Below are 19,339 nucleotides of genomic sequence, written 5' to 3'. Positions count from 1 at the left end.
GGTCTGACGTTAAACTAAATAGGAGGCTGCGGTTTTGAAAAATGTAGTGGTGCTTGACTTTGGTTCTAATTCTGTCCGGTTGTCTATCAATCAAATGCATGAACGTAATGGAAAAACGTTTTTTAAAGAAATTAAGCGTTTGAAAGATACAACACGTTTAGCAGAAGGAATGGGTGAGAGTAGAAAAAAGCAGTTAAGTGCAGCAGCAATTGAGCGAACTCTTGCCGCAGTTCGTCATTTTAAAGACATTTACCAAAGCTATCCTGAATATCAGGTATACGCGATTGCAACAGCGGCAGTTAGAGAAGCACAAAATAGTCAAATATTTTTAGAACAGATTAAGCAATTGACTGGCTGTGCGATTAAAGTTTTGTCCGGTGAGACTGAAGCTTATTATGATTATCTTGGGGCTGCCAATTCTTTAGCACTAAAGGATTTTTTGATAACTGATATGGGTGGCGGCAGTTGCGAACTGATTCTCGTGAAAGCAGGTGCAATGCAGGAACGGGTTAGTCTTCCTTATGGAGCGGTCAGTCTCACGGAACGCTTTTGTTATGCAGGACAGCTAAGTGCCGCACGGCTCTTTGAATTTCAGAATTTCATTTCAGATAAGCTAGGTCCTTTGAGCTGGTTGCAGGAGGCAAATACATTACCACTTGTATTGATGGGCGGCTGTAATCGGACTGTGGCACGGATTCAACGTGTGCGTGAGGGATATACTCAAATAGATAATATTCACGGCTATACTGTTTCAACAGGACATTTTTTTCAGATATATAAAACATTTTTAAAGAAGAATGTTGTGCAACGTGAACATATTGCCGGCATGGAGCCTGCACGTGCAGATATTATCCTCGGCGGAATGACCCCTGTAGTGTATTTATTGCAGCAGTTACACAGCGCGGGAGTTGTTTTTTCTGAAAGCGGAGCGCGTGAAGGTTTTCTTTATGAGCTTTTGCAAAAACAGGAGCAAGCAAAAAAACACATTCAATTTGAGAATGAGAAATAGTTTTATTCTTTTGTATAGTCTTGATTAAAATAACGCAAAGAAAGCTGTCCAAGCTTTCCTTGTGCCCGTAGCTTTTTAAGTACACTGCCGATTTTTCGAGCCGCTTGCGGTTGAACACGTGCAGTGTATTTTTGGGCTGTGACTGGCGGAAGCGTGTGCTTTACCTCCAGTTCTGTAAGAAAACGGGGTGTGTTTTCAGTCAGCGCCGCATAATCGGTGGTACTAAGCAATGCAGCTTTGATTTGCTTGGCTTCCAGTGCAGCTACAGTTTGTTGCACTGTTGAATAATACTTGCGCGTTAGAGGAACTGTTGTCAAGCTTGTCGGAAGCTGCATGCTGTGCGGCAAGCCAAGTACAAGTTTTCGGTGTAGCCGGGTCAGGTTACCTAGAGTTTGACCGCTGCGAGTTAGTAGAACGTTGGGAAGATAGAGATAGGTAATTGTCTTTTGACCAGTCTGAACAGCGTTAAGTTGTGTGCTGGTGTTGACTAGCAGAACATCGAGTTGATGCTTGGTAAAGGCTTTTTGCAACTGATTCAGACTGCCTTGCTTGATGACAAGTTTCTCCTGGGTTTGCTGTGCCAATTGGTGTGCTAATGCTTTGTTCAGCCGAACGAGCTGGATTTCTTGACGAGAATCAGTCTGGCGAGTGGCTTGGACGATTCCGACACGTAACTGGGAAAGCTGAGTTTTATGTAAATGCTTGCGGGCTATGTTCCATAAAAGAAGGAAGCAGAGCGCAACAATGGCAAATGATAAGATAATTTTTAGTATTTTGTTCATTTTGGTTAGCCAGATTTTGGCTACAAAGCCCCTTTGTTATTTAGATTCAGTACATATTATATAATAAAAACAACTTATAGATGTTATTTCTTTATTAAGGAGGCTACTATGCAGGAATTTGGAAAGTTCTACCAAAAAACACGAGATCAGCGGCTGCGTTTGTTACGCAAGTTCAAAATAACTGCCCAACAAGAAGAGGTGCTTCGTAAGCAGGCGGTGAACCCTGCGCTGGGAGATACCATGATTGAAAATTATTTGACAGATTATACTCTTCCAGAAGGTTTGAGCTTCCATTATCTGATTGACGGGGAAAAATACTTGGTCCCAATGGTTACGGAAGAACCTTCTGTGATTGCTGCCAGCAGCCATGGGGCTTCTTTGGTAGAACAAGCGGGTGGATTTTCAACGAAATTGACTGCACGTTTGCTGCTTGGTCAGATTGTCATTGAAAATGTACAAAATATGGAGCAACTGTGTTCACAGTTAGAAGCAATCTTTCCGCAATTGCTGGAGACTGCGCAAAATGCACATCCGTCGCTTAGTAAACGCGGTGGCGGAGCACGCTGGTTACGTACCCGTCCTCTGAGTGCAGATCTGCTTTCTTTGGACCTTGCAGTGGATGTGCAAGAAGCCATGGGAGCTAATATGATGAATACGATGCTGGAAGCAGTTGCACAAGAGATCACACAGCGTTTGGGAACGGATGTCTTGCTGGCGGTCTTATCGAATTATGCAACGGAATGCCTAGTGACAGCAAGCTGTCGGATTCCTATTGACGTACTTGCCAAAGGAGAGCTGGCGGGGGAGACAGTTGCAAAGAAAATTGTGCAGGCTAGCCGCGTTGCGCAGTTGGATCCTTATCGAGCGGCAACCCATAATAAGGGAATTATGAATGGAATTGATGCGGTTGTGCTTGCAACTGGAAATGATTGGCGGGCGATTGAAAGTGGGATTCATGCATTTGCAACTCGTACAGGAAGCTATCGTGGGTTAAGTACTTGGGAACTGACAGGCGGCAGTTTAGTCGGAAAGTTAACTATTCCAGCGCCAGTTGGCTTTGTGGGTGGTTCAATTGGAATTGTTCCCTTAGTTGCAGTTAATCACGAATTATTACAGCTTAAAAGCGCGCGTAATTTAGAAAAAGTAATTGTAAGTGTCGGGCTTGCACAAAACTTAGCCGCGCTCTATGCTTTGGTTACAGAAGGCATTCAACGTGGACATATGAGATTGCAATTGAAATCACTGATCCTGACGGCAGGTGCAGCACCAGATGAAGTTGCCCCTTTGATGGCACAACTTTTACAGTCTGAAAAACAAGATCTGGCGGCGGTTAGCCGTGCTTTGCAAGCTTATCGCAAAGGGAGAGAGAGTTAATGACAGAACTTAATTTAGATGCACAAACACGTACACTAGTTAAACAAGTAGAAAAGGCACTGGGGTATCAGTTGGAGTTTAAAATTCATGAAGGAAAAGTAGGGTATTTGAGGCATGATCAAGCCCAGCATTATTTGCGTGGGGGTAAGATGGTACTTGAACTTAGCGATTTAACGGCCCCGTCTTATACGGTCGCACACGAATTGCTGCATATTTTGTTATTGACAAAGAAAATACCTGAAATCACCTTTAACTTGACAACAACCAAACCCGCTTTAGATACTAAATTAATGGCTGTAGGCTTAGAGTTATATGAGATCGTCATGCACTTCACAGTTTATCGGATGCAAGCGGAGATGGGGTTATTCACTGAAAAGATTCAGGAACTCTACTTGAAGGGACTCTTTGCGACACTTAAACCTGAACCAGCAAATGGCAATGATAATTGGATGATATTGCGTACGTTGGGAATCTTGGATACTTTAGTCTTCTTTAAGCGAGATCAGGACCGAGTATTGCCTAAGCTAAAACAGCTTTATCCTAAGACAACGGCTGCAGCTGTGGCACTTTACAGTGACCTGACAGCACATGAAGTCGAGAGTGCTTTTGGAATTCGTCGCGCCGTGGTCAAGCTGTATCATAGTTTAGATGAAGATTTAACTGCCTGGGGTCTTGCTCCCTTGAATTTGAAACAGTTCGTAACACTCACACTGGTTTTAAGTGCACGGCAGACGCGTTTACAAGTCCGGCAATTGTTTGAAATTTATCATTCAGCACTGCACGAAAATATACATGATACAACAGCATATCTGGGTTTTTATAAAAAAGATGGTCAAAATTCTTTTGTCTTACCACAACCTAAAAATCATCCTGAACAAGAATTTCAGCGGATTTATGCACTTACGCTCGGAACATACTTAGATGAAATCGGGGTTCCATATTTAACACGTTAGATTTTAGGCAGGAAGCTTCAAGGGGGAATCAGCATGCAGTTAAATGATGAGATTGCGCGCTCTAAGCAGCTTTTGTTTTTGACAGGAGCAGGTGTTTCAACTGCTTCTGGAATTCCGGACTATCGCTCAAAAAATGGATTGTATGCGGGAAAAGAGAGTCCAGAGTATTTGCTGAGTTTGACTTGTCTAAAACAGCAGCCTGAGTTATTCTATCGCTTTGTGAGCCAGAAAATGTATTATCCGGCAGCACAGCCTAATATTATTCACCGGCAGATGGCGTTAGCGACACAGAAAAGAAGAGCCGGCATCATTACACAAAATGTTGATGGACTGCATACCAAAGCAGGGGCTAAAAATGTAATTGAGTTTCATGGAAACCTTTACCATGTAACTTGCCAACGCTGTGGACAAAAAGTTCCATACACTGATTATCTTAACCAGGGGATGCGACATGCGTGCGGCGGAATTTTACGGCCAGAGATTGTTTTATATGAAGAACAACTTGCACCAGAGGTAGTTGAACAGGCAGTTGCGGCTGTTGCCCAAGCAGATCTGATTATTGTGTGCGGGACTTCTTTACAGGTTTATCCCTTTGCGGGCTTACTTGATTATCGGAGGCCCGATGCACATTTGATTGCGATCAATCGTGAGCAATTGAAATTACCACAAGGCAGTCGGCAATTGCGCATGGATGCGGCCACTGTTTTTGCACAGTTGATTTTTTAAGTGAACTTGCTGTAATTTATTTTTCATTTTACCTATGAGGTTATGATATAATTTAAACGACTAACAAAAATTAAAAATCACAAATTATTTCAGCTGACTTAGAGCGAAAGGATTTGAACTTATGTGTACTGATAAAACATTTTATATTACAACTCCAATCTATTATCCATCTGGAAAATTACATATCGGCAACTCCTACACGACGATTGCTTGTGATGTGATGGCACGTTATAAGCGGCTTCAGGGATTTGATGTGTTTTTCCTAACAGGAACGGATGAACATGGATTAAAGATTGAGCAAAAAGCCGAGCAGCTTGGCACTACTCCGAAAGCATATGTGGATGAGATGGCTGCCGGGATTAAGAAACTTTGGAAACTGCTTGAAATTTCAAATGATAAATTTATTCGAACAACGGATGACTATCATGAAAAAGCAATTCAGAAAATTTTTATGAAGTTACTGGATAAAGGTGACATTTACCTAGGCGAATATGAAGGTTGGTATTCTGTTTCTGATGAAGAATATTTTACAGAATCACAACTTGCAGAAGTTTATCGCGATGCCACCGGCAAGGTGACTGGAGGAAAAGCTCCTTCTGGCCACGAGGTACAGCTGGTGAAAGAAGAATGTTATTTCTTTAAGATGAGCAAGTATGCTGATCGTCTGGTGAAATACTACAATGAGCATCCTGATTTCATTATTCCAAATTCACGCAAAAATGAGATGCTAAATAATTTCATTAAACCTGGACTGGAAGATTTGGCGATCACAAGAACAACGTTCAATTGGGGAGTAAAGGTTCCTAGTAACCCCAAACATGTTGTGTATGTTTGGATTGATGCACTGTGTAACTATATTACAGCACTTGGCTATGGCACTTCCGATGACACGCTTTTCAAGAAATATTGGCCTGCTGATATTCATATGGTTGGAAAAGAAATTGTCCGGTTCCATACAATTTATTGGCCGATTATCTTAATGGCTTTGGAACTGCCGTTACCTAAACATGTAATTGGGCATGGCTGGTTATTGATGAAAGACGGTAAGATGTCCAAGTCAAAAGGTAACGTTGTCTATCCGGAGATGCTGGTTGAAAGATATGGCCTGGATGCATTGAGATACTATCTAATGCGTGCGGTGCCATTTGGCAATGATGGGGTCTTCACCCCTGAAGATTTTGTCAGTCGCGTCAACTTCGAGCTCGCTAATGATCTTGGCAACCTGCTTAACAGAACTGTGGCGATGATTAATAAATACAATGCTGGTCAGATTCCAGCATTGACTGCAAATGTAACAGCTTTTGATAAAGAACTTGAAAAGGTTGCACAAGAGACAATTACCGCTTATGCTAAGGAAATGGATGAGGTCCATTTCTCAAATGCCCTCGCAGAGGTTTGGCAGCTTGTTAGTCGGACTAACAAGTATATTGATGAGACAGAGCCTTGGATCCTTGCAAAAGATGAAACCAAAAAAGAAGCGCTTGATAGTGTGTTGGCACATTTAGCTGCCAGTTTGCGGGTAATTGCAATTCTACTGCAGCCGGTGATGACCCATGCACCTAAGGAAATCTTTGCACAGCTTGGGTTAAGTAATAGCAAGATGGAGATTAAAGACGTCAAATATACGGATTTGCCTAAAGAGGCAGTAGTTGTCTCAGCCGGGACTCCGATTTTTCCACGACTTGATATGGAAGCAGAAATAGAATTCATAAAATCCAAGATGTCTAAGAATGAAAAGGCCAAAGGGCGCAAAGCAATGGCAGAGGCTGCACGCAAAACAGCCGAGCAAGCTGAGACTGCAGAACTTAATCTGACTAAAAAAGAAATTCGGTTTGATAAATTTGATAAAGTTGAGTTAAAAGCTGCTGAAATTCTTAATGTTGAGCGTGTTTCAGGTGCTGACAAACTTTTGAAGTTTACGTTAGCTGCAGGCGACAAAGGGCCTCGTCAGATCCTGTCTGGAATAGCTCAGTGGTATCCAGAACCACAAGAACTAATTGGCAAGAAGGTTATTATTGTGGCTAATCTGCAACCACGTAAGATGCGTGGTGAAGTTAGTCAAGGAATGCTTCTTTCAGCGGAGTACGGTGAAACTGTTAAATTGTTGGAAATCAGCGATCAGATTCCTAATGGATCTTTGATCGGTTGAGGTTAGGAGGGGCTTTTCTGTCCAAGTGTTTTTCACTTGCGGTGGAAAGCTTCTTTTTTAGAAAGCGAGGATTTAATGGAAATCTTTGATTCGCATACCCATATTAATGCACCAGAATTTGCAGACGACATCCCAGATGTGATTCAAAGAGCGAGTGCGCTGGATGTCACGGCGATGCTGGTCATCGCCTATGACGCTGACAGCACTGCCAAGATGCGGAAGCTCGTTGCAGATTTTCCAGAAATTTACGGGGCAATCGGCTGTCATCCAGAAGATGCAGCGGCCTATGATGAAAAATTGGAACGTTCCTTTATCTATAATCTGCAACAGCCCAAAGTTTGCGCTTTAGGTGAAATTGGGTTGGATTATCATTGTGAAGTTTCACATGATTTGCAGCAAAGCGTGTTCGCACAACAACTTAAATTAGCGCAGCGTTTACAGGTCCCGGTCAGTATTCATAATCGGGATGCATTTGAGGATGTCTACCGAATTCTGCGTGCAGGTGAAGTTTGGAAGACGGGTGGGATAATGCATAGTTTTAATGGAGACGCTGCATGGGCGCAAAAATTTCTTGCGTTAGGGATGTCCCTTTCATACAGCGGAGTAAGTACTTTTAAAAATGCTGGAGATGTTCGGGAAGCCTTTTTAGCAACACCGCTTGATAAAGTTCTAGTGGAAACAGATGCTCCTTACTTAGCCCCTGTGCCTTACCGCGGTAAACGAAATGAACCAGGATACACCCGATATACACTTGAGTTCTTGGCACAACAGCGTGGGTTGAGTGCGCCTGAACTTGCGCAGAAAACATTTGAAAATACAAAGAGGATATTAGGAATTTAAAAATGAAAAAAATACAAGAAGTCATAGTGGTTGAGGGAAAAGACGATACTAAAAGAATAAAGTTAGCTGTCAATGCCGATACACTTGAGACTCGTGGATCAGCAATTAGCGATGAAGTCTTGCAGCAAATCGAACAGCTACAAAAGAAACGTGGAGTAATTGTATTTACGGATCCTGATTTTTCGGGAGAAAAAATCCGCGGAATTATTACACGTGAAGTTCCAGGGGTTAAACACGCCTTTTTGAATAAAAAAGATGCAGCTCCTGCAGCTAAGGGGAGCTTGGGAGTCGAGCATGCTTCACCAGAGGCTATTCGAGAAGCACTGAAACATCTTTATACAGAAGAAACGGTCACAACTCCACAAATTTCACTTGCAGATTTGCGTGCGGCAGGTTTGATTGCGGGGAAAGGTGCAAAAGAAAAAAGGGCTTTACTAGGTGAGAATCTGCAAATCGGCTATACCAATGGAAAACAGTTGTTTAACCGCTTAAATCTTTTCCAAATCACAGCAGCACAATTGCACGCGGCACTTGAAGAAATTGCAGCTTTGGAGGAAGAAAAATGACGGATAAAACCCCTGAGATTGCTTCGCCTTTGAGAACGAAAGCAATTATGAATGCCTATGGACTGACATTTAAAAAAAGCTTGGGACAAAATTTTTTAACAGATGTAAATGTGCTTCACAAAATTGTGACTGCCGCTGAGATCTCTGCAGCCGACGATGTCCTTGAAATTGGGCCCGGAATTGGGGCATTGACTGAGCAACTTGCTAAAAAGGCTCATCAAGTGGTCGCACTTGAGCTTGATGAACGTCTGCTGCCAGTCCTTGCTGATACACTTGCACCTTATAAAAATGTCACAGTCTTGCATCAAGATGTTTTGAAAGCTGATTTACAGCAATTACTGGCAACTAATTTAGACGGAGCACACCAACTTAAGGTTGTTGCTAATTTGCCATATTACATTACAAGTCCAATTATTCTACATTTGTTGAATACCGGAATTGGGTTTGAAGCGTTGGTAGTTATGATGCAAAAAGAAGTGGCCGAGCGGCTTAGTGCAGATCCAGGGACCAAAGCCTATGGTTCGCTTTCTGTGAGAGTCCAGTATCAGATGGACGTCAAGACAGCATTTATTGTACCGCGGACGGTTTTTGTACCGCAACCTAACGTTGATTCTGCGATTGTTAGTTTGACGCCCCTAAAAACCAAGCAACTGCTACCTTTCAATGAAGCTGCCTTTTTTAAAGTGGTTAAGGGCTGTTTTGCACATCGAAGAAAAAGCCTTTGGAATAACCTGAAAAGCATGTTCGGCAAAGAGGAGACGCAAAAGACCGCTTTGACGCGTGTATTAGCTGAATTAGAGCTTTCACCGCAATTAAGAGCAGAAAAGTTAACAATTCAGCAGTTTATTTTGTTAGTTAATAAGTTGCACGAACTAGAATTACTCTAAAAATTAATTATTTTCTAATTGAACTTTTGTGGGGCTTTGTGGTATAATTGCATTTTCTGTGAAACTATGTTACAATTGTTTCACAGAGAGGTGAAGACAATGCCACTAACTTTGGCTACAATTAAGCAGAAGCTCGATAGTTGTGTTGGTGAACGGTTAACCGTTGTTGCTCAAGCAGGACGGCGCAAGATTATTAGGCGCCACGGTGTGTTACGGGAAACGTATCCAGCAGTGTTCGTTGTTGATTTGAATCAAGAAGAAAATTCTTTTGAACGTGTCTCCTATAGTTATACTGATGTCCTCACGAAGAATATTGAACTCGATTTTAGTGAAGAAAATTAGTCTGTAAATTTAATGGTTATCAAATTTTTAAGCCTGTGATTAATTGCATGGCTTTTTTTAGTTTACAGAGATAGTTTTTCTTTCCAAGATAGTCTATTTTTAAGTATAATAGAATTAAAACATTTGAGTAGGTGACAGAATGGAGATTATCGAAAAAGCGCCAGCCAAAATTAATCTATCTCTGGACACTCCATTTCGTCATCTTGATGGCGCCCCAGAGTGGCGAATGGTAATGACGGCGGTTGATCTGGCTGATTATGTCCAAGTCAAATCTGCTGCCCGTTTTACGGGGGTCAAGGTTGAAACTGACAAGGGTTTTCTACCGCAGGACTATCATAATCTAGCTTATCAGGCGGCCAAAAAAATGCAGCAGCTGTTTGCGGGGCATCAAGGTGTTCAAATCAGAATTCGCAAGCGAATTCCAGTTGCTGCAGGGATGGGCGGCGGTTCTGCAGATGCTGCCGCAGTTTTGCGAGCTTTAAATAAGCTTTGGCGGTTGAAACTTTCAAGGGCTCAATTAGCTGAGATCGGACTAGAGATTGACTCTGATGTCCCTTTTTGTGTGTACAGCGAACCGGCGCTCGTGACGGGTAAGGGAGAGAAGATCCTGCCTATAGGTGAATTACCTGCGATGTGGATTGTATTGGCTAAACCCAAGGCAAGTGTTTCTACGCCTACCATTCTCAAAAAGATTTCATATGCCCAATTGGCTCATCAGGATGTAACGCGAGTGGTAGAGGCGATCAAACAAAAGGATGAAGAATTGTTGTTTCAAACAATGGGGAACACGTTGGAAGAGATCACAGTCACAGTACTTCCAGAAGTAAAAAAACTGAAGGATAAGATGCTTGAATTTGGCGCAGAAGTTGCACAAATGACTGGCAGTGGACCGACAGTTTTTGGGCTTTGTTCAAGATATTCGCGAGCACAGCACGTTTACAACAGTTTGAAAGGTTTTTGCGATGAAGTCTATTTGGTACGTCCGTGCAAACTTGATTCAGTTGAAGCAGAATGCTAAAGATTCAACCAAGCACAAAACAGCTTAAACGCAGTTCAAAGTGTTGAGTAACTCAGCTTTTTGAACTGTATTTTTTTGAACTGCTTGAAGGTAAATTATAAATACAGTACTGATAAAATAGCTCAGGTTGCATTTTTGGCCTCAGGTTTAATGTACTTAAAATGGTACGTGAGCGAGAGATCAACAAAATTTGGATACTAACGCCAAACTGCGAACAGCATGCGCATTTTGGGCTGGGGAGTTCAAAGTCAATCGAGAATTTTGACTTATGGAACACGTTTATCCGGAATAACTAGAAAGAGAGTGTGACATAAGTCGGGAAAATTTGAGTACTAACTCGAAATTACGAACATAGCGAGTACTTTGCTATGAGTAATTTGAAGTTAGACGGAGAATTTTGACTTATGGAACACGTTTATCCGGAATAAAAAAGAGAGTGTGACATGAGTCGGGAAAATTTGAGTACTAACTCGAAATTACGAACATAGCGAGTACTTTGCTATGAGTAATTGGAAGTTAGACGGAGAATTTTGACTTATGGAACACGTTTATCCAGAATAACTAGAAAGAGCCAGGTCAAAATTTAATTTTTGACCCAGCCCTAGAACTTGGTTTAGCTTATTCATTCAATGAGGTAGAACGAGAATTGATGCTAGCTAGTAAATGCTAGTTTTTGGGTGAATTTGAAGCCAATTCCGCGCGTGCTTGTGCCAGTTGTTTTTTAATTTGGGAAAATCCGGTTCCACCAAAAGAATTCCGACGGGCAACAGCCTCTTTTGAAGTTAGTTTTGCATAAATGTCGTTGGCAATTAGCGGTGAGACGGCTTGCATTTCTGCTGGCGTCAAATCCTGCAAATTTCTTTTTTCTGCAATGCATTTTAAGACGAGTTCTCCGACGACCCGGTGTGCCTCCCTGAATGGTAAGCCTTTGCTTGCAAGGTAATCGGCAAATTCTGTTGCATTCGAAAGATCGTGGGTGGTCGCTTGTTCCATTTTTGCGGTATTTACTTTGAGTGTTTTAAGCATTCCTGTGAAAATTTTGAGCGTTGGAATAATAGTCTTGACGGTATCAAAAACACCTTCTTTGTCTTCTTGCAGATCTTTATTATATGCAAGTGGCAAACCTTTCATCGTCGTGAGCAGTCCGAGAAGATGACCAAAGATGCGTCCACTTTTACCCCGAATGAGTTCAGCCATGTCGGGGTTCTTTTTTTGCGGCATGATTGAACTACCGGTTGAAAAAGAGTCGTCAAGTTCAAGATAGCCGAATTCGTAGCTGCACCACAGAATGATTTCTTCACAAAAACGCGAGAGATGCACCATTAAAATGGAAGCATTATTAAGAAATTCCAAGACAAAATCACGATCAGAGACGGCATCAAGAGAATTTGAATAGGTTTTTGAAAAGCCCAAAAGCTTTGAAGTGTATGCACGCTCAATCGGAAAAGTGGTTCCTGCCAAAGCTGCCGCACCTAAAGGATTAATGTCAGTATGTTGTAGATTGAATTCGAAACGTTCACGATCACGACTGAACATTTGATAATAGGCCAACAAGTAATGGGCATAAGAGATCGGCTGAGCATGCTGCAAGTGCGTGTAACCTGGCATAATCGTCGTTACATGTTGCTGTGCTTTTTGCACCAAGACTTCCTGTAATTCCAAAAGCGCGGCATTAATTTCAGGGAGACGATGTTTTAAATAGAGATGAAGATCGGTTGCAACTTGGTCGTTGCGGCTGCGGGCAGTATGCAATTTACCAGCGACAGGGCCGATTTTTTGAGTGAGTAGGGTTTCGATATTCATGTGAATATCTTCAAGTTGGACATCAAAGGTTACCTTGCCTGCTTTAAGATCATGTTCAATCTCTTTTAGACCAGCGATAATTTGTTCGGCGTCTGCCGGACTGATTATACCGGCTTTTTTGAGCATTTGGGCATGTGCAAGTGAGCCTTCTAAATCTTCATGTGCCATTTCCTGATCGAAGCTAATGGAGGCACCAAAGCTGTCGATCCAAGCGGCACTTTGTTTTGAAAAACGCCCGCCCCAAGGTTTTTTGTTGCCCATCATTACTGAACCTCGCTTGGAATTGACGGGGTTTTTTTAGTTGATGCCACACTTTTTTGTTGTACTTGAGCATAAACTTGTGATGGTAAACCCCAAAGTTTAATAAATCCGGCCGCCGCCTCCTGGTCAAATTCATCCGCTGCCGTGTAAGTTGCAAGATTTTTATCGTAGAGAGAATTAGGTGACTTCCGTCCCTCACAAATTACATTTCCCTTGAAAAGTTTAATCCTGACTGTGCCATTCACATTTTTTTGCGATGCTGTCAAGAAAGCTAAAAGAGCTTTTGTTAAAGGAGAGAACCAAAGTCCATTATAGATAATCTCACTGAGCTTTTGTTCAATTACAGGTTTGAAATGTGCCAGATCACGTTCGCTAGTCAAGTCTTCCAAATCCTTATGTGCTTTTATTAAGACTGTGGCTGCTGGACACTCGTAGATTTCCCGCGACTTGATTCCAACCAACCGATTTTCAATATGATCAATCCGGCCAATTCCATGCTGACCAGCTAGCTTGTCAAGCTTCATGATCAATGTTGCTAGCGAATAAGGCTCTTCATTTAACTTAGTTGGAATTCCTTTTTCAAAGGTCAATGTGATAGTTGTCGGTTGATCAGGGGTATCTTCGATTGCGTTTGTCCGTGCATAAGCATCTTCTGGGGCGCTTGCCCATGGATCTTCTAAGATACCACATTCATTTGCTCTGCCCCATAAATTTTCATCAATCGAGTAGGGACTTTTCTTATTGATTGGGACTGGAATTTCATTTTCAGCAGCATACTGAATTTCTTCTTCCCGTGACCAGTGCCAATCTCTGATTGGGTCTTCAATTTTAATTTCTGGTGCAAGTGCGTGAATCCCGACTTCGAAACGAACTTGATCATTCCCTTTACCAGTGCAACCATGAGCAATTGCAGTTGCGTTGTATTTCTTTGCAACTTCGACTAGCTTGGTTACAATCAGTGGCCGTGAAAGCGCTGAAATCAGCGGATATTTATTTTCATAATAGGTATGGCCTTGGAGTGCAACGAGCGCATAGTCATGTGCAAACTCTTCTTTAGCATCGATCGTTAAAGAAACAGTGGCACCCACCGCTAGTCCCTTTTGTTTAATAGCTTCCAAGTCTTTGCCTTCACCTACATCAATGCAGCAGGCAATGACATCGTACCCTTTATTTTTAAGCCATGCGATGGCGACTGATGTATCCAGACCACCAGAATATGCGAGAACAACTTTTTCTTTTTTCATAATAATACACTCCTCAATTGTTATGGCTTGCGATTGATCAAACAATAACATTAATATGCGTTAAATGCAATAATATTTACAAAAAAAGTATTTTTAACGGATATTTTGAATAAATATAAGCTTTAGAGTGAATATACACAATCAATATAAAGTATGCTTCCAGAAATTATCAGGGATCAGTGTGTGGACTTTTGAGATTTTACATTGACAGTTTTTATTTTTTAGGTTATAGTCAATTTATTCAATTTTAAGGAGTTTTTAATTATGATCTCAAATAGCGGACTCACACAATTGAATGGTTACTATTACTTTTGGTTTTTTCACGAGTGTTTGTAGTTGATCGAATTTCGATGAGGTGCAAACACGTTTGCAAACGTATTTGCATCTGTGGGGAAAACAAGAGTTAATTTGCTGAGGAATTTTAGCAAAGCCGCACAGCTGTAACAATAGTCTGACGGCTTTGATTCAAATAAAGAATGTAAAAAGCCAGAGGACTGTTGGAGTCTTCTGGCTTTTTTGTGTCATTTTGAAAGGAAGGGTTAGTTTATGAAATCACTAGTTTCAAGTATGAAAAAGGAACTTTCATTACTCAAACCGTCAGATATTCGGACTTTTGATGAGTTTGCTTCGAAGATTCCTGGAATTATCAAGTTTACAATGGGTGAACCTGATTTTGCAACACCAGAGCATATTAAAGCAGCAGGTATTAAGAGTATTCAGGAGAATCAAACTCATTATGCGCCTTCGAATGGAACGGTCGCATTGCGTCAAGCCGCTGCTTCTTTTCTACAGCAAAAGTATGCGCAGCAATATGATCCAATGAATGAAGTGATCGTGACTAATGGAGCGACAGAAGCGATTTACACGGCTTTAACTTCCATCTTGAATCCAGGCGATCAAGTTATTATTCCGACGCCAATTTTTCCGCTATACATTGCGATTACGCTTTTGAATCAAGCCACCCCAATTTTAGTTGACACCTCCAAAAACGGGTTCAGAATGTCGCCTGAGATGTTGCAAGAGCAGTTGGACAAGCATGAAAATGTTAAGGCAGTCGTTCTTAACTATCCTTCTAATCCGACTGGGGTTACTTATAGTCAAACTGATTTAGATCAGCTTGCAGCTGTAATCAAAGGCAAACAGATCTTTGCAATTTGTGATGAGATTTACAGTGAGCTCAACTATGATGCACCGCATGCTTCGTTAACCAAATCGCTGCGTGAACAGACTATTTTGTTAAATGGTGTTTCCAAGTCGCATGCAATGACAGGCTGGCGAATTGGAATAATGTGTGCACCTCGTGCGATTGCACAGGAGTTAAGCAAAGTTCACCAGTTCACGATCACGACAACTTCTACCATGACGCAGGCTGCTGCAACAGAGGCTTTTGCTAATGGGATAAACGATAGCGATGCAATGAAAAAGGAGTATCGCAAACGCCGCGATTATTTATTTGAAAAAATGACTTCTTATGGTTTTGAATGCGCCAAGCCGGAAGGGGCATTCTACCTCTTTGCTAAGATTCCCCAGGGGTTAATTCAGGATGATCAGAAATTTATCTATGATCTAGCTGAAAAGGCCAAAGTTGCCTTGATTGGTGGCAGCAGCTTTGGTCCTGGCGGTGAAGGCTATGTGCGTATCAGCTATGCTGCAAGTATGGAAGATATTATTACAGCAATGGAACGTGTCGGCAGTTATGTTAAGGAAAACAAAGGAGCAAAAAGCAGATGACAAAAATTTTGATGCTGAGTGTGCGCGATGATGAAAAAGCCGCAATAAAAGCATGGGAAAAGCGCAATCAGATTGCAGTTACAACAGTTCCTTGGGAATTGCATCCTGAGACGGCTAGCAAGGTTGCCGGCTTTGATGGGTTAGTTGTCCAACAACGCAGCAAGATTGAAGCAGAAGTTTATCCGCTGTTAAAAGCAGCTGGATTAAAGCAGGTTACAACCCGAACTGCGGGATATGATATGGTCGATGTTAAGGCGGCTGTCGCAAACGGGTTGGTGGTGACAAATGTTCCTGCCTATTCTCCACGATCTGTTGCAGAGCTAGCTCTGGCACATACAATGCGGCTGATTCGTAACTTGGAAATTTTTGATAAAAGAATGGAAAAACAAGATTTTCGCTGGGTGGGGCTGCAAGCAGCTGAAATCCATTCTTTAACGATTGGAATCATTGGAGCAGGGCGAATTGGGGCCACAAGTGCGCAAATCTTTAATGCCTTAGGTGCCAACGTGATTGCATATGATGTTCAAGAGCGTGAGGAACTTAAAAGTATTTTAACTTACAAGCGCAAAGAAGAAGTTTTAGCACAAGCAGATGTAATTTGTTTACATGTTGATTTGAACCCGACTTCTGTCAAGCTGATTGATAAAAAGGCACTTTCTTTGATGAAGCCGACTGCTTTTTTGGTAAATGAATGCCGAGGTCCAGTGGTCGATACGGAAGCCTTGATTACGGCGTTAGAACACAAGCAACTTGCTGGGGCAGCACTCGATACATTAACAGGTGAAGAAAATTTCTTTAATTTCAACCTAGAAGGGAAAAAATTGCCAAGTCAACAGCTTGAGCGGCTGCGTTCTTTTGACAATGTAATTTTGACACCACATGTCGGATTTTATACTAATATTGCGGTCAAAAACATGGTTGATATTAGTTTGGACGATGTGGTTACGATTCTCCATGGTGGTCGCAGCGAACATCAGGTTTCCTAAATAAACTAAAAATATGAGGTAAGAAGATGATAAAAAAAGTTACAGGTCAAGAGTACAGTATGAATGTACTGAATGGAATCAGTTTAGGTGTAGTCGTAGCACTTGTGCCAGCAGCTTTAGTGGGGCAATTAATGCAAGCACTAAAAGGAATTTTGCCAGGAGCAATGCAAATAGTGATGATGACGACTTTTGCGATGAGTTTACTTCCGGTAATTGCTGGTTTGTGTGTCGCAATTCAGTTTAAATTGAATCCCATTCAGATTTCAGCTGTTGGAATTGCAGCGATGGTCGGTTCAGGTGTAATGCAACAAGTTAACGGGAGTTTTATTTTAAAAGGAACTGGCGATATTATAAATACGGGACTGACAATTGCATTTGCAGTCTGGCTGGCACTATTTTTAGGCGACCGTTTCAAAAACTATACAATCCTGCTTTTGCCGTTATTGGTAATTGTGATTGCGGGTGGTGCAGGCTTGCTTGTGCTGCCATATGTTAAGCTGGTTGCAACTACGATTGGAGCTTTAATCGCACATTTAACGACTCTGCAGCCGTTGCTGATGGGACTTTTAATGGGGATTTGTTTTGGAATCTTAGTTGTTTCACCGATTAGTTCGGTTGGGATAGCGACTGCCATTGGTTTAGCTGGAATTGGTTCGGGGTCTGCTAATCTTGGAATTACAGCTGCTAGTTTTATGTTAGCGGTCTACGGCAGTACTGCAAATAACTTTGGAACTACAATTGCACATTTTATTGGTTCACCCAAGATTCAAATGGGAAATCTGTTACAAAAACCAGCACTCTTTTTTCCATTAAGTATAAATGCTGGAATAATGGGCTTTGTGGGGGCAATCTTTGGTATTAAGGGGAATCCAATGAGTGCCGGTTTTGGTTTTAGTGGCTTGATTGGACCTTCAGCGGCCTATCAGCAAATGCCACATTCGGGCGTGAACTTGGGATTGTTGGTGCTCCTGTTTGTCGTTTTACCAGTCTTACTAGCTTATCTTTCCCGCTATCTTTTTGTAGAGAGGTTGAAGTGGTTCCGTGCCGATGATTTACTTTTACAGATTTAGTAACTGCTAGGGATCTCAACTTAAGCCACAGCATAGGATAATTTTAAATTAGGATGACCTATAATTGTTAGCTAAAAGAGCTAATGATTATGGGTTTTTTATTCTTGAAGCTGCAAATGGAATTTTGGCTATTATTTTAAACTGTTGCGAATGCAGCTCTGAGTTTTTTTCAATCTCGGAGTCTTAAAGGCGTGCTGAGTGCGCTGTAAAGAAGTGTTTGTCAAAGACGAATGTTAGACAAAATTAATTTTTGAGAAATAAAAAGAGCGATGATCAGAATAATTTGCAACAAAAACGAACTATTTTTGTAATTGAGGTAAAAAAACTATGCAAATTACGTAAAATGCCTTATAATGACTGATAGAATATTTTATTAATAATGATATTTTGAAATGAAGTATTGGAGGACTTAATGTGAAAACAAGAAGAAGTGATCGGCTGATCGATATGACTAATTATTTGCTTGAACGGCCACATACGCTGATTTCTTTGACCTATTTTGCAGAACGCTATGAATCTGCAAAATCATCTATCAGCGAAGATTTATCTATTATTAAACGTACATTTAAAGCACGAGGGATCGGTATTTTGGAAACGATTCCCGGAGCCGCTGGTGGTGCACGCTTTATTCCTTCAATTGATGAACATGCAGTTAGAGCATTTATTGCAGAAATGACGGAAAAATTATCTGAAAAAGACCGCCTTTTACCGGGTGGTTATGTCTACCTATCTGATTTATTAGGTAGACCCGATATTTTGCGTGAAGTCGGACGAGTGATTGCAAGACAATATCTTGATCGGCAAGTTGATGCGGTGATGACAGTTGCTACCAAAGGGGTCCCAATTGCACAAAGTGTTTCTACTTATCTTAATGTTCCGTTTGTTATTTTGAGAAGAGATTCTAAGATTACAGAAGGCTCTACGGTTTCAGTTAATTACGTCTCTGGTTCAAGTGAACGAATTGAGAAAATGGAACTTTCCAAAAGGAGTCTCAAACGGGGTTCACATGTTTTAGTTGTGGATGATTTCATGAAGGGTGGCGGCACTGTTAATGGAATGAAAAGTATGATCGAAGAGTTTGAATCTGAACTGGTAGGAATTACGGTTTTTGCGGAAGCAGCATTTGAGGGCCACCGCATGATTGATGACTATACTTCTTTGTTGAAAGTTGACAAGGTCAATACCCTGGACAAGACGATTGAGGTAAGTGCAGGAAATTATCTTGAAAGAGTCTATGGTGACAAAAAGTAGTTTTTTGCAGGCCGACGGTAAAGGTTGAGACTAACTTAAAATGATCGACAAAGCGTGTTTACTCCGAGTAATTTAAGGTTAGATGGAAGAGCTTGTCTGAAGGAGCACACTGACCGCAATAAAGAGAGAGTGTGACATAAGTCGGGAAAATTTGAGTGCTAACTCGAAATTACGAACATAGCGAGTACTTTGCTATGAGTAATTCGAGGTTAGACGGAGAATTTTGACTTATGGAACACGTTTATCCGGAATAAAAGAGGGACTGTGACAAAATTTAACTTTTGTCACAGTCCCTTTTTTATCCAAAGGAACTTGGAAATTTTTAGAATTACGTATTTTTAATGATG

Annotated in this window: 17 protein-coding genes; 14 read left to right on the top strand and 3 right to left on the bottom strand. The window is 41.4% G+C overall.

Features of this window, described 5'->3' with window-relative positions:
* Positions 1-34: 34 nt before the first annotated feature.
* Entirely contained in the window at positions 35-1,009 is a 975-nt protein-coding gene (locus tag AB3Y88_RS03800; protein ID WP_228888894.1) for a Ppx/GppA family phosphatase, read from the top strand.
* Between the two features lie 2 nt (positions 1,010-1,011).
* Here the strand turns inward: AB3Y88_RS03800 and AB3Y88_RS03795 are convergent, their stop codons facing one another.
* Entirely contained in the window at positions 1,012-1,791 is a 780-nt protein-coding gene (locus AB3Y88_RS03795; RefSeq protein WP_228888892.1) for a transporter substrate-binding domain-containing protein, read from the bottom strand.
* Between the two features lie 108 nt (positions 1,792-1,899).
* On the opposite strand from AB3Y88_RS03795, the gene AB3Y88_RS03790 reads away from it, so the two are divergent.
* From AB3Y88_RS03790 to ispE, 9 genes are all read left to right on the top strand, one after another.
* Complete coding sequence (locus AB3Y88_RS03790) at positions 1,900-3,165, top strand: hydroxymethylglutaryl-CoA reductase, degradative (protein WP_056959843.1); 1,266 nt, start codon at positions 1,900-1,902, stop codon at positions 3,163-3,165.
* A complete protein-coding gene (locus AB3Y88_RS03785) occupies positions 3,165-4,118 on the top strand; it encodes an IpaB/EvcA family protein (RefSeq protein WP_228888889.1) in 954 nt (317 codons plus the stop codon). The genes AB3Y88_RS03790 and AB3Y88_RS03785 overlap by 1 nt, the downstream gene beginning before the upstream one ends.
* Positions 4,119-4,151: 33 nt before the next feature.
* Positions 4,152-4,844, top strand: coding sequence for an NAD-dependent protein deacylase (locus AB3Y88_RS03780; RefSeq protein ID WP_056959839.1), 693 nt, complete (start codon positions 4,152-4,154; stop codon positions 4,842-4,844).
* A 121-nt stretch (positions 4,845-4,965) separates the two neighbouring features.
* Positions 4,966-6,993, top strand: coding sequence for a methionine--tRNA ligase (gene metG, locus AB3Y88_RS03775; protein WP_056959837.1), 2,028 nt, complete (start codon positions 4,966-4,968; stop codon positions 6,991-6,993).
* A 75-nt stretch (positions 6,994-7,068) separates the two neighbouring features.
* Positions 7,069-7,833, top strand: a complete 765-nt coding sequence (locus tag AB3Y88_RS03770; RefSeq protein ID WP_056959861.1) for a TatD family hydrolase — start codon at positions 7,069-7,071, stop codon at positions 7,831-7,833.
* Between the two features lie 2 nt (positions 7,834-7,835).
* Complete coding sequence (gene rnmV / locus AB3Y88_RS03765) at positions 7,836-8,399, top strand: ribonuclease M5 (protein ID WP_056959835.1); 564 nt, start codon at positions 7,836-7,838, stop codon at positions 8,397-8,399.
* Positions 8,396-9,286, top strand: coding sequence for a 16S rRNA (adenine(1518)-N(6)/adenine(1519)-N(6))-dimethyltransferase RsmA (gene rsmA / locus AB3Y88_RS03760; protein ID WP_228888886.1), 891 nt, complete (start codon positions 8,396-8,398; stop codon positions 9,284-9,286). Before rnmV ends, rsmA begins: the two co-directional genes overlap by 4 nt.
* Positions 9,287-9,385: 99 nt before the next feature.
* Entirely contained in the window at positions 9,386-9,628 is a 243-nt protein-coding gene (locus AB3Y88_RS03755; protein ID WP_054757906.1) for a Veg family protein, read from the top strand.
* Positions 9,629-9,767: 139 nt separating this feature from the next.
* Positions 9,768-10,646, top strand: coding sequence for a 4-(cytidine 5'-diphospho)-2-C-methyl-D-erythritol kinase (ispE, locus tag AB3Y88_RS03750; RefSeq protein WP_056959830.1), 879 nt, complete (start codon positions 9,768-9,770; stop codon positions 10,644-10,646).
* A gap of 666 nt (positions 10,647-11,312) precedes the next feature.
* Here ispE and argH read toward each other — a convergent pair.
* Together argH and AB3Y88_RS03740 are read right to left on the bottom strand one after the other, a co-directional pair.
* Entirely contained in the window at positions 11,313-12,710 is a 1,398-nt protein-coding gene (argH, locus tag AB3Y88_RS03745; protein WP_228888901.1) for an argininosuccinate lyase, read from the bottom strand.
* A 2-nt stretch (positions 12,711-12,712) separates the two neighbouring features.
* Entirely contained in the window at positions 12,713-13,954 is a 1,242-nt protein-coding gene (locus AB3Y88_RS03740; RefSeq protein WP_056959828.1) for an argininosuccinate synthase, read from the bottom strand.
* Between the two features lie 546 nt (positions 13,955-14,500).
* On the opposite strand from AB3Y88_RS03740, the gene AB3Y88_RS03735 reads away from it, so the two are divergent.
* The 4 genes from AB3Y88_RS03735 to purR all read left to right on the top strand — a co-directional run bounded on the left by AB3Y88_RS03735 (position 14,501) and on the right by purR (position 18,992).
* On the top strand, positions 14,501-15,685 hold the full coding sequence (locus AB3Y88_RS03735) for an aminotransferase class I/II-fold pyridoxal phosphate-dependent enzyme (protein WP_056959826.1): 1,185 nt from the start codon (positions 14,501-14,503) through the stop codon (positions 15,683-15,685).
* Positions 15,682-16,671, top strand: coding sequence for a D-2-hydroxyacid dehydrogenase (locus AB3Y88_RS03730; RefSeq protein WP_228888884.1), 990 nt, complete (start codon positions 15,682-15,684; stop codon positions 16,669-16,671). Before AB3Y88_RS03735 ends, AB3Y88_RS03730 begins: the two co-directional genes overlap by 4 nt.
* A gap of 26 nt (positions 16,672-16,697) precedes the next feature.
* Positions 16,698-17,741, top strand: coding sequence for a PTS transporter subunit IIC (locus tag AB3Y88_RS03725; RefSeq protein WP_056959822.1), 1,044 nt, complete (start codon positions 16,698-16,700; stop codon positions 17,739-17,741).
* Between the two features lie 414 nt (positions 17,742-18,155).
* Entirely contained in the window at positions 18,156-18,992 is an 837-nt protein-coding gene (purR, locus tag AB3Y88_RS03720) for a pur operon repressor (RefSeq protein ID WP_056959819.1), read from the top strand.
* The last annotated feature ends 347 nt before the right edge of the window (positions 18,993-19,339 follow it).

The sequence above is a fragment of the Liquorilactobacillus satsumensis genome (assembly GCF_964065465.1).
GTDB lineage: Bacteria > Bacillota > Bacilli > Lactobacillales > Lactobacillaceae > Liquorilactobacillus > Liquorilactobacillus satsumensis.
This window is presented reverse-complemented; position numbering and strand designations above follow the sequence as displayed.

What these genes read in the sequence shown, in the direction of transcription:
- AB3Y88_RS03735 (WP_056959826.1), top strand. Translation starts at nt 14,501, where the DNA reads ATGAAATCACTAGTTTCAAGTATGAAAAAGGAACTTTCATTACTCAAA.
- metG (WP_056959837.1), top strand. Translation starts at nt 4,966, where the DNA reads ATGTGTACTGATAAAACATTTTATATTACAACTCCAATCTATTATCCA.
- AB3Y88_RS03770 (WP_056959861.1), top strand. Translation starts at nt 7,069, where the DNA reads ATGGAAATCTTTGATTCGCATACCCATATTAATGCACCAGAATTTGCA.
- AB3Y88_RS03795 (WP_228888892.1), bottom strand. Translation starts at nt 1,791, where the DNA reads ATGAACAAAATACTAAAAATTATCTTATCATTTGCCATTGTTGCGCTC.
- rsmA (WP_228888886.1), top strand. Translation starts at nt 8,396, where the DNA reads ATGACGGATAAAACCCCTGAGATTGCTTCGCCTTTGAGAACGAAAGCA.
- AB3Y88_RS03755 (WP_054757906.1), top strand. Translation starts at nt 9,386, where the DNA reads ATGCCACTAACTTTGGCTACAATTAAGCAGAAGCTCGATAGTTGTGTT.
- AB3Y88_RS03790 (WP_056959843.1), top strand. Translation starts at nt 1,900, where the DNA reads ATGCAGGAATTTGGAAAGTTCTACCAAAAAACACGAGATCAGCGGCTG.
- AB3Y88_RS03785 (WP_228888889.1), top strand. Translation starts at nt 3,165, where the DNA reads ATGACAGAACTTAATTTAGATGCACAAACACGTACACTAGTTAAACAA.
- rnmV (WP_056959835.1), top strand. Translation starts at nt 7,836, where the DNA reads ATGAAAAAAATACAAGAAGTCATAGTGGTTGAGGGAAAAGACGATACT.
- AB3Y88_RS03740 (WP_056959828.1), bottom strand. Translation starts at nt 13,954, where the DNA reads ATGAAAAAAGAAAAAGTTGTTCTCGCATATTCTGGTGGTCTGGATACA.
- ispE (WP_056959830.1), top strand. Translation starts at nt 9,768, where the DNA reads ATGGAGATTATCGAAAAAGCGCCAGCCAAAATTAATCTATCTCTGGAC.
- AB3Y88_RS03780 (WP_056959839.1), top strand. Translation starts at nt 4,152, where the DNA reads ATGCAGTTAAATGATGAGATTGCGCGCTCTAAGCAGCTTTTGTTTTTG.
- AB3Y88_RS03730 (WP_228888884.1), top strand. Translation starts at nt 15,682, where the DNA reads ATGACAAAAATTTTGATGCTGAGTGTGCGCGATGATGAAAAAGCCGCA.
- argH (WP_228888901.1), bottom strand. Translation starts at nt 12,710, where the DNA reads ATGGGCAACAAAAAACCTTGGGGCGGGCGTTTTTCAAAACAAAGTGCC.
- AB3Y88_RS03725 (WP_056959822.1), top strand. Translation starts at nt 16,698, where the DNA reads ATGATAAAAAAAGTTACAGGTCAAGAGTACAGTATGAATGTACTGAAT.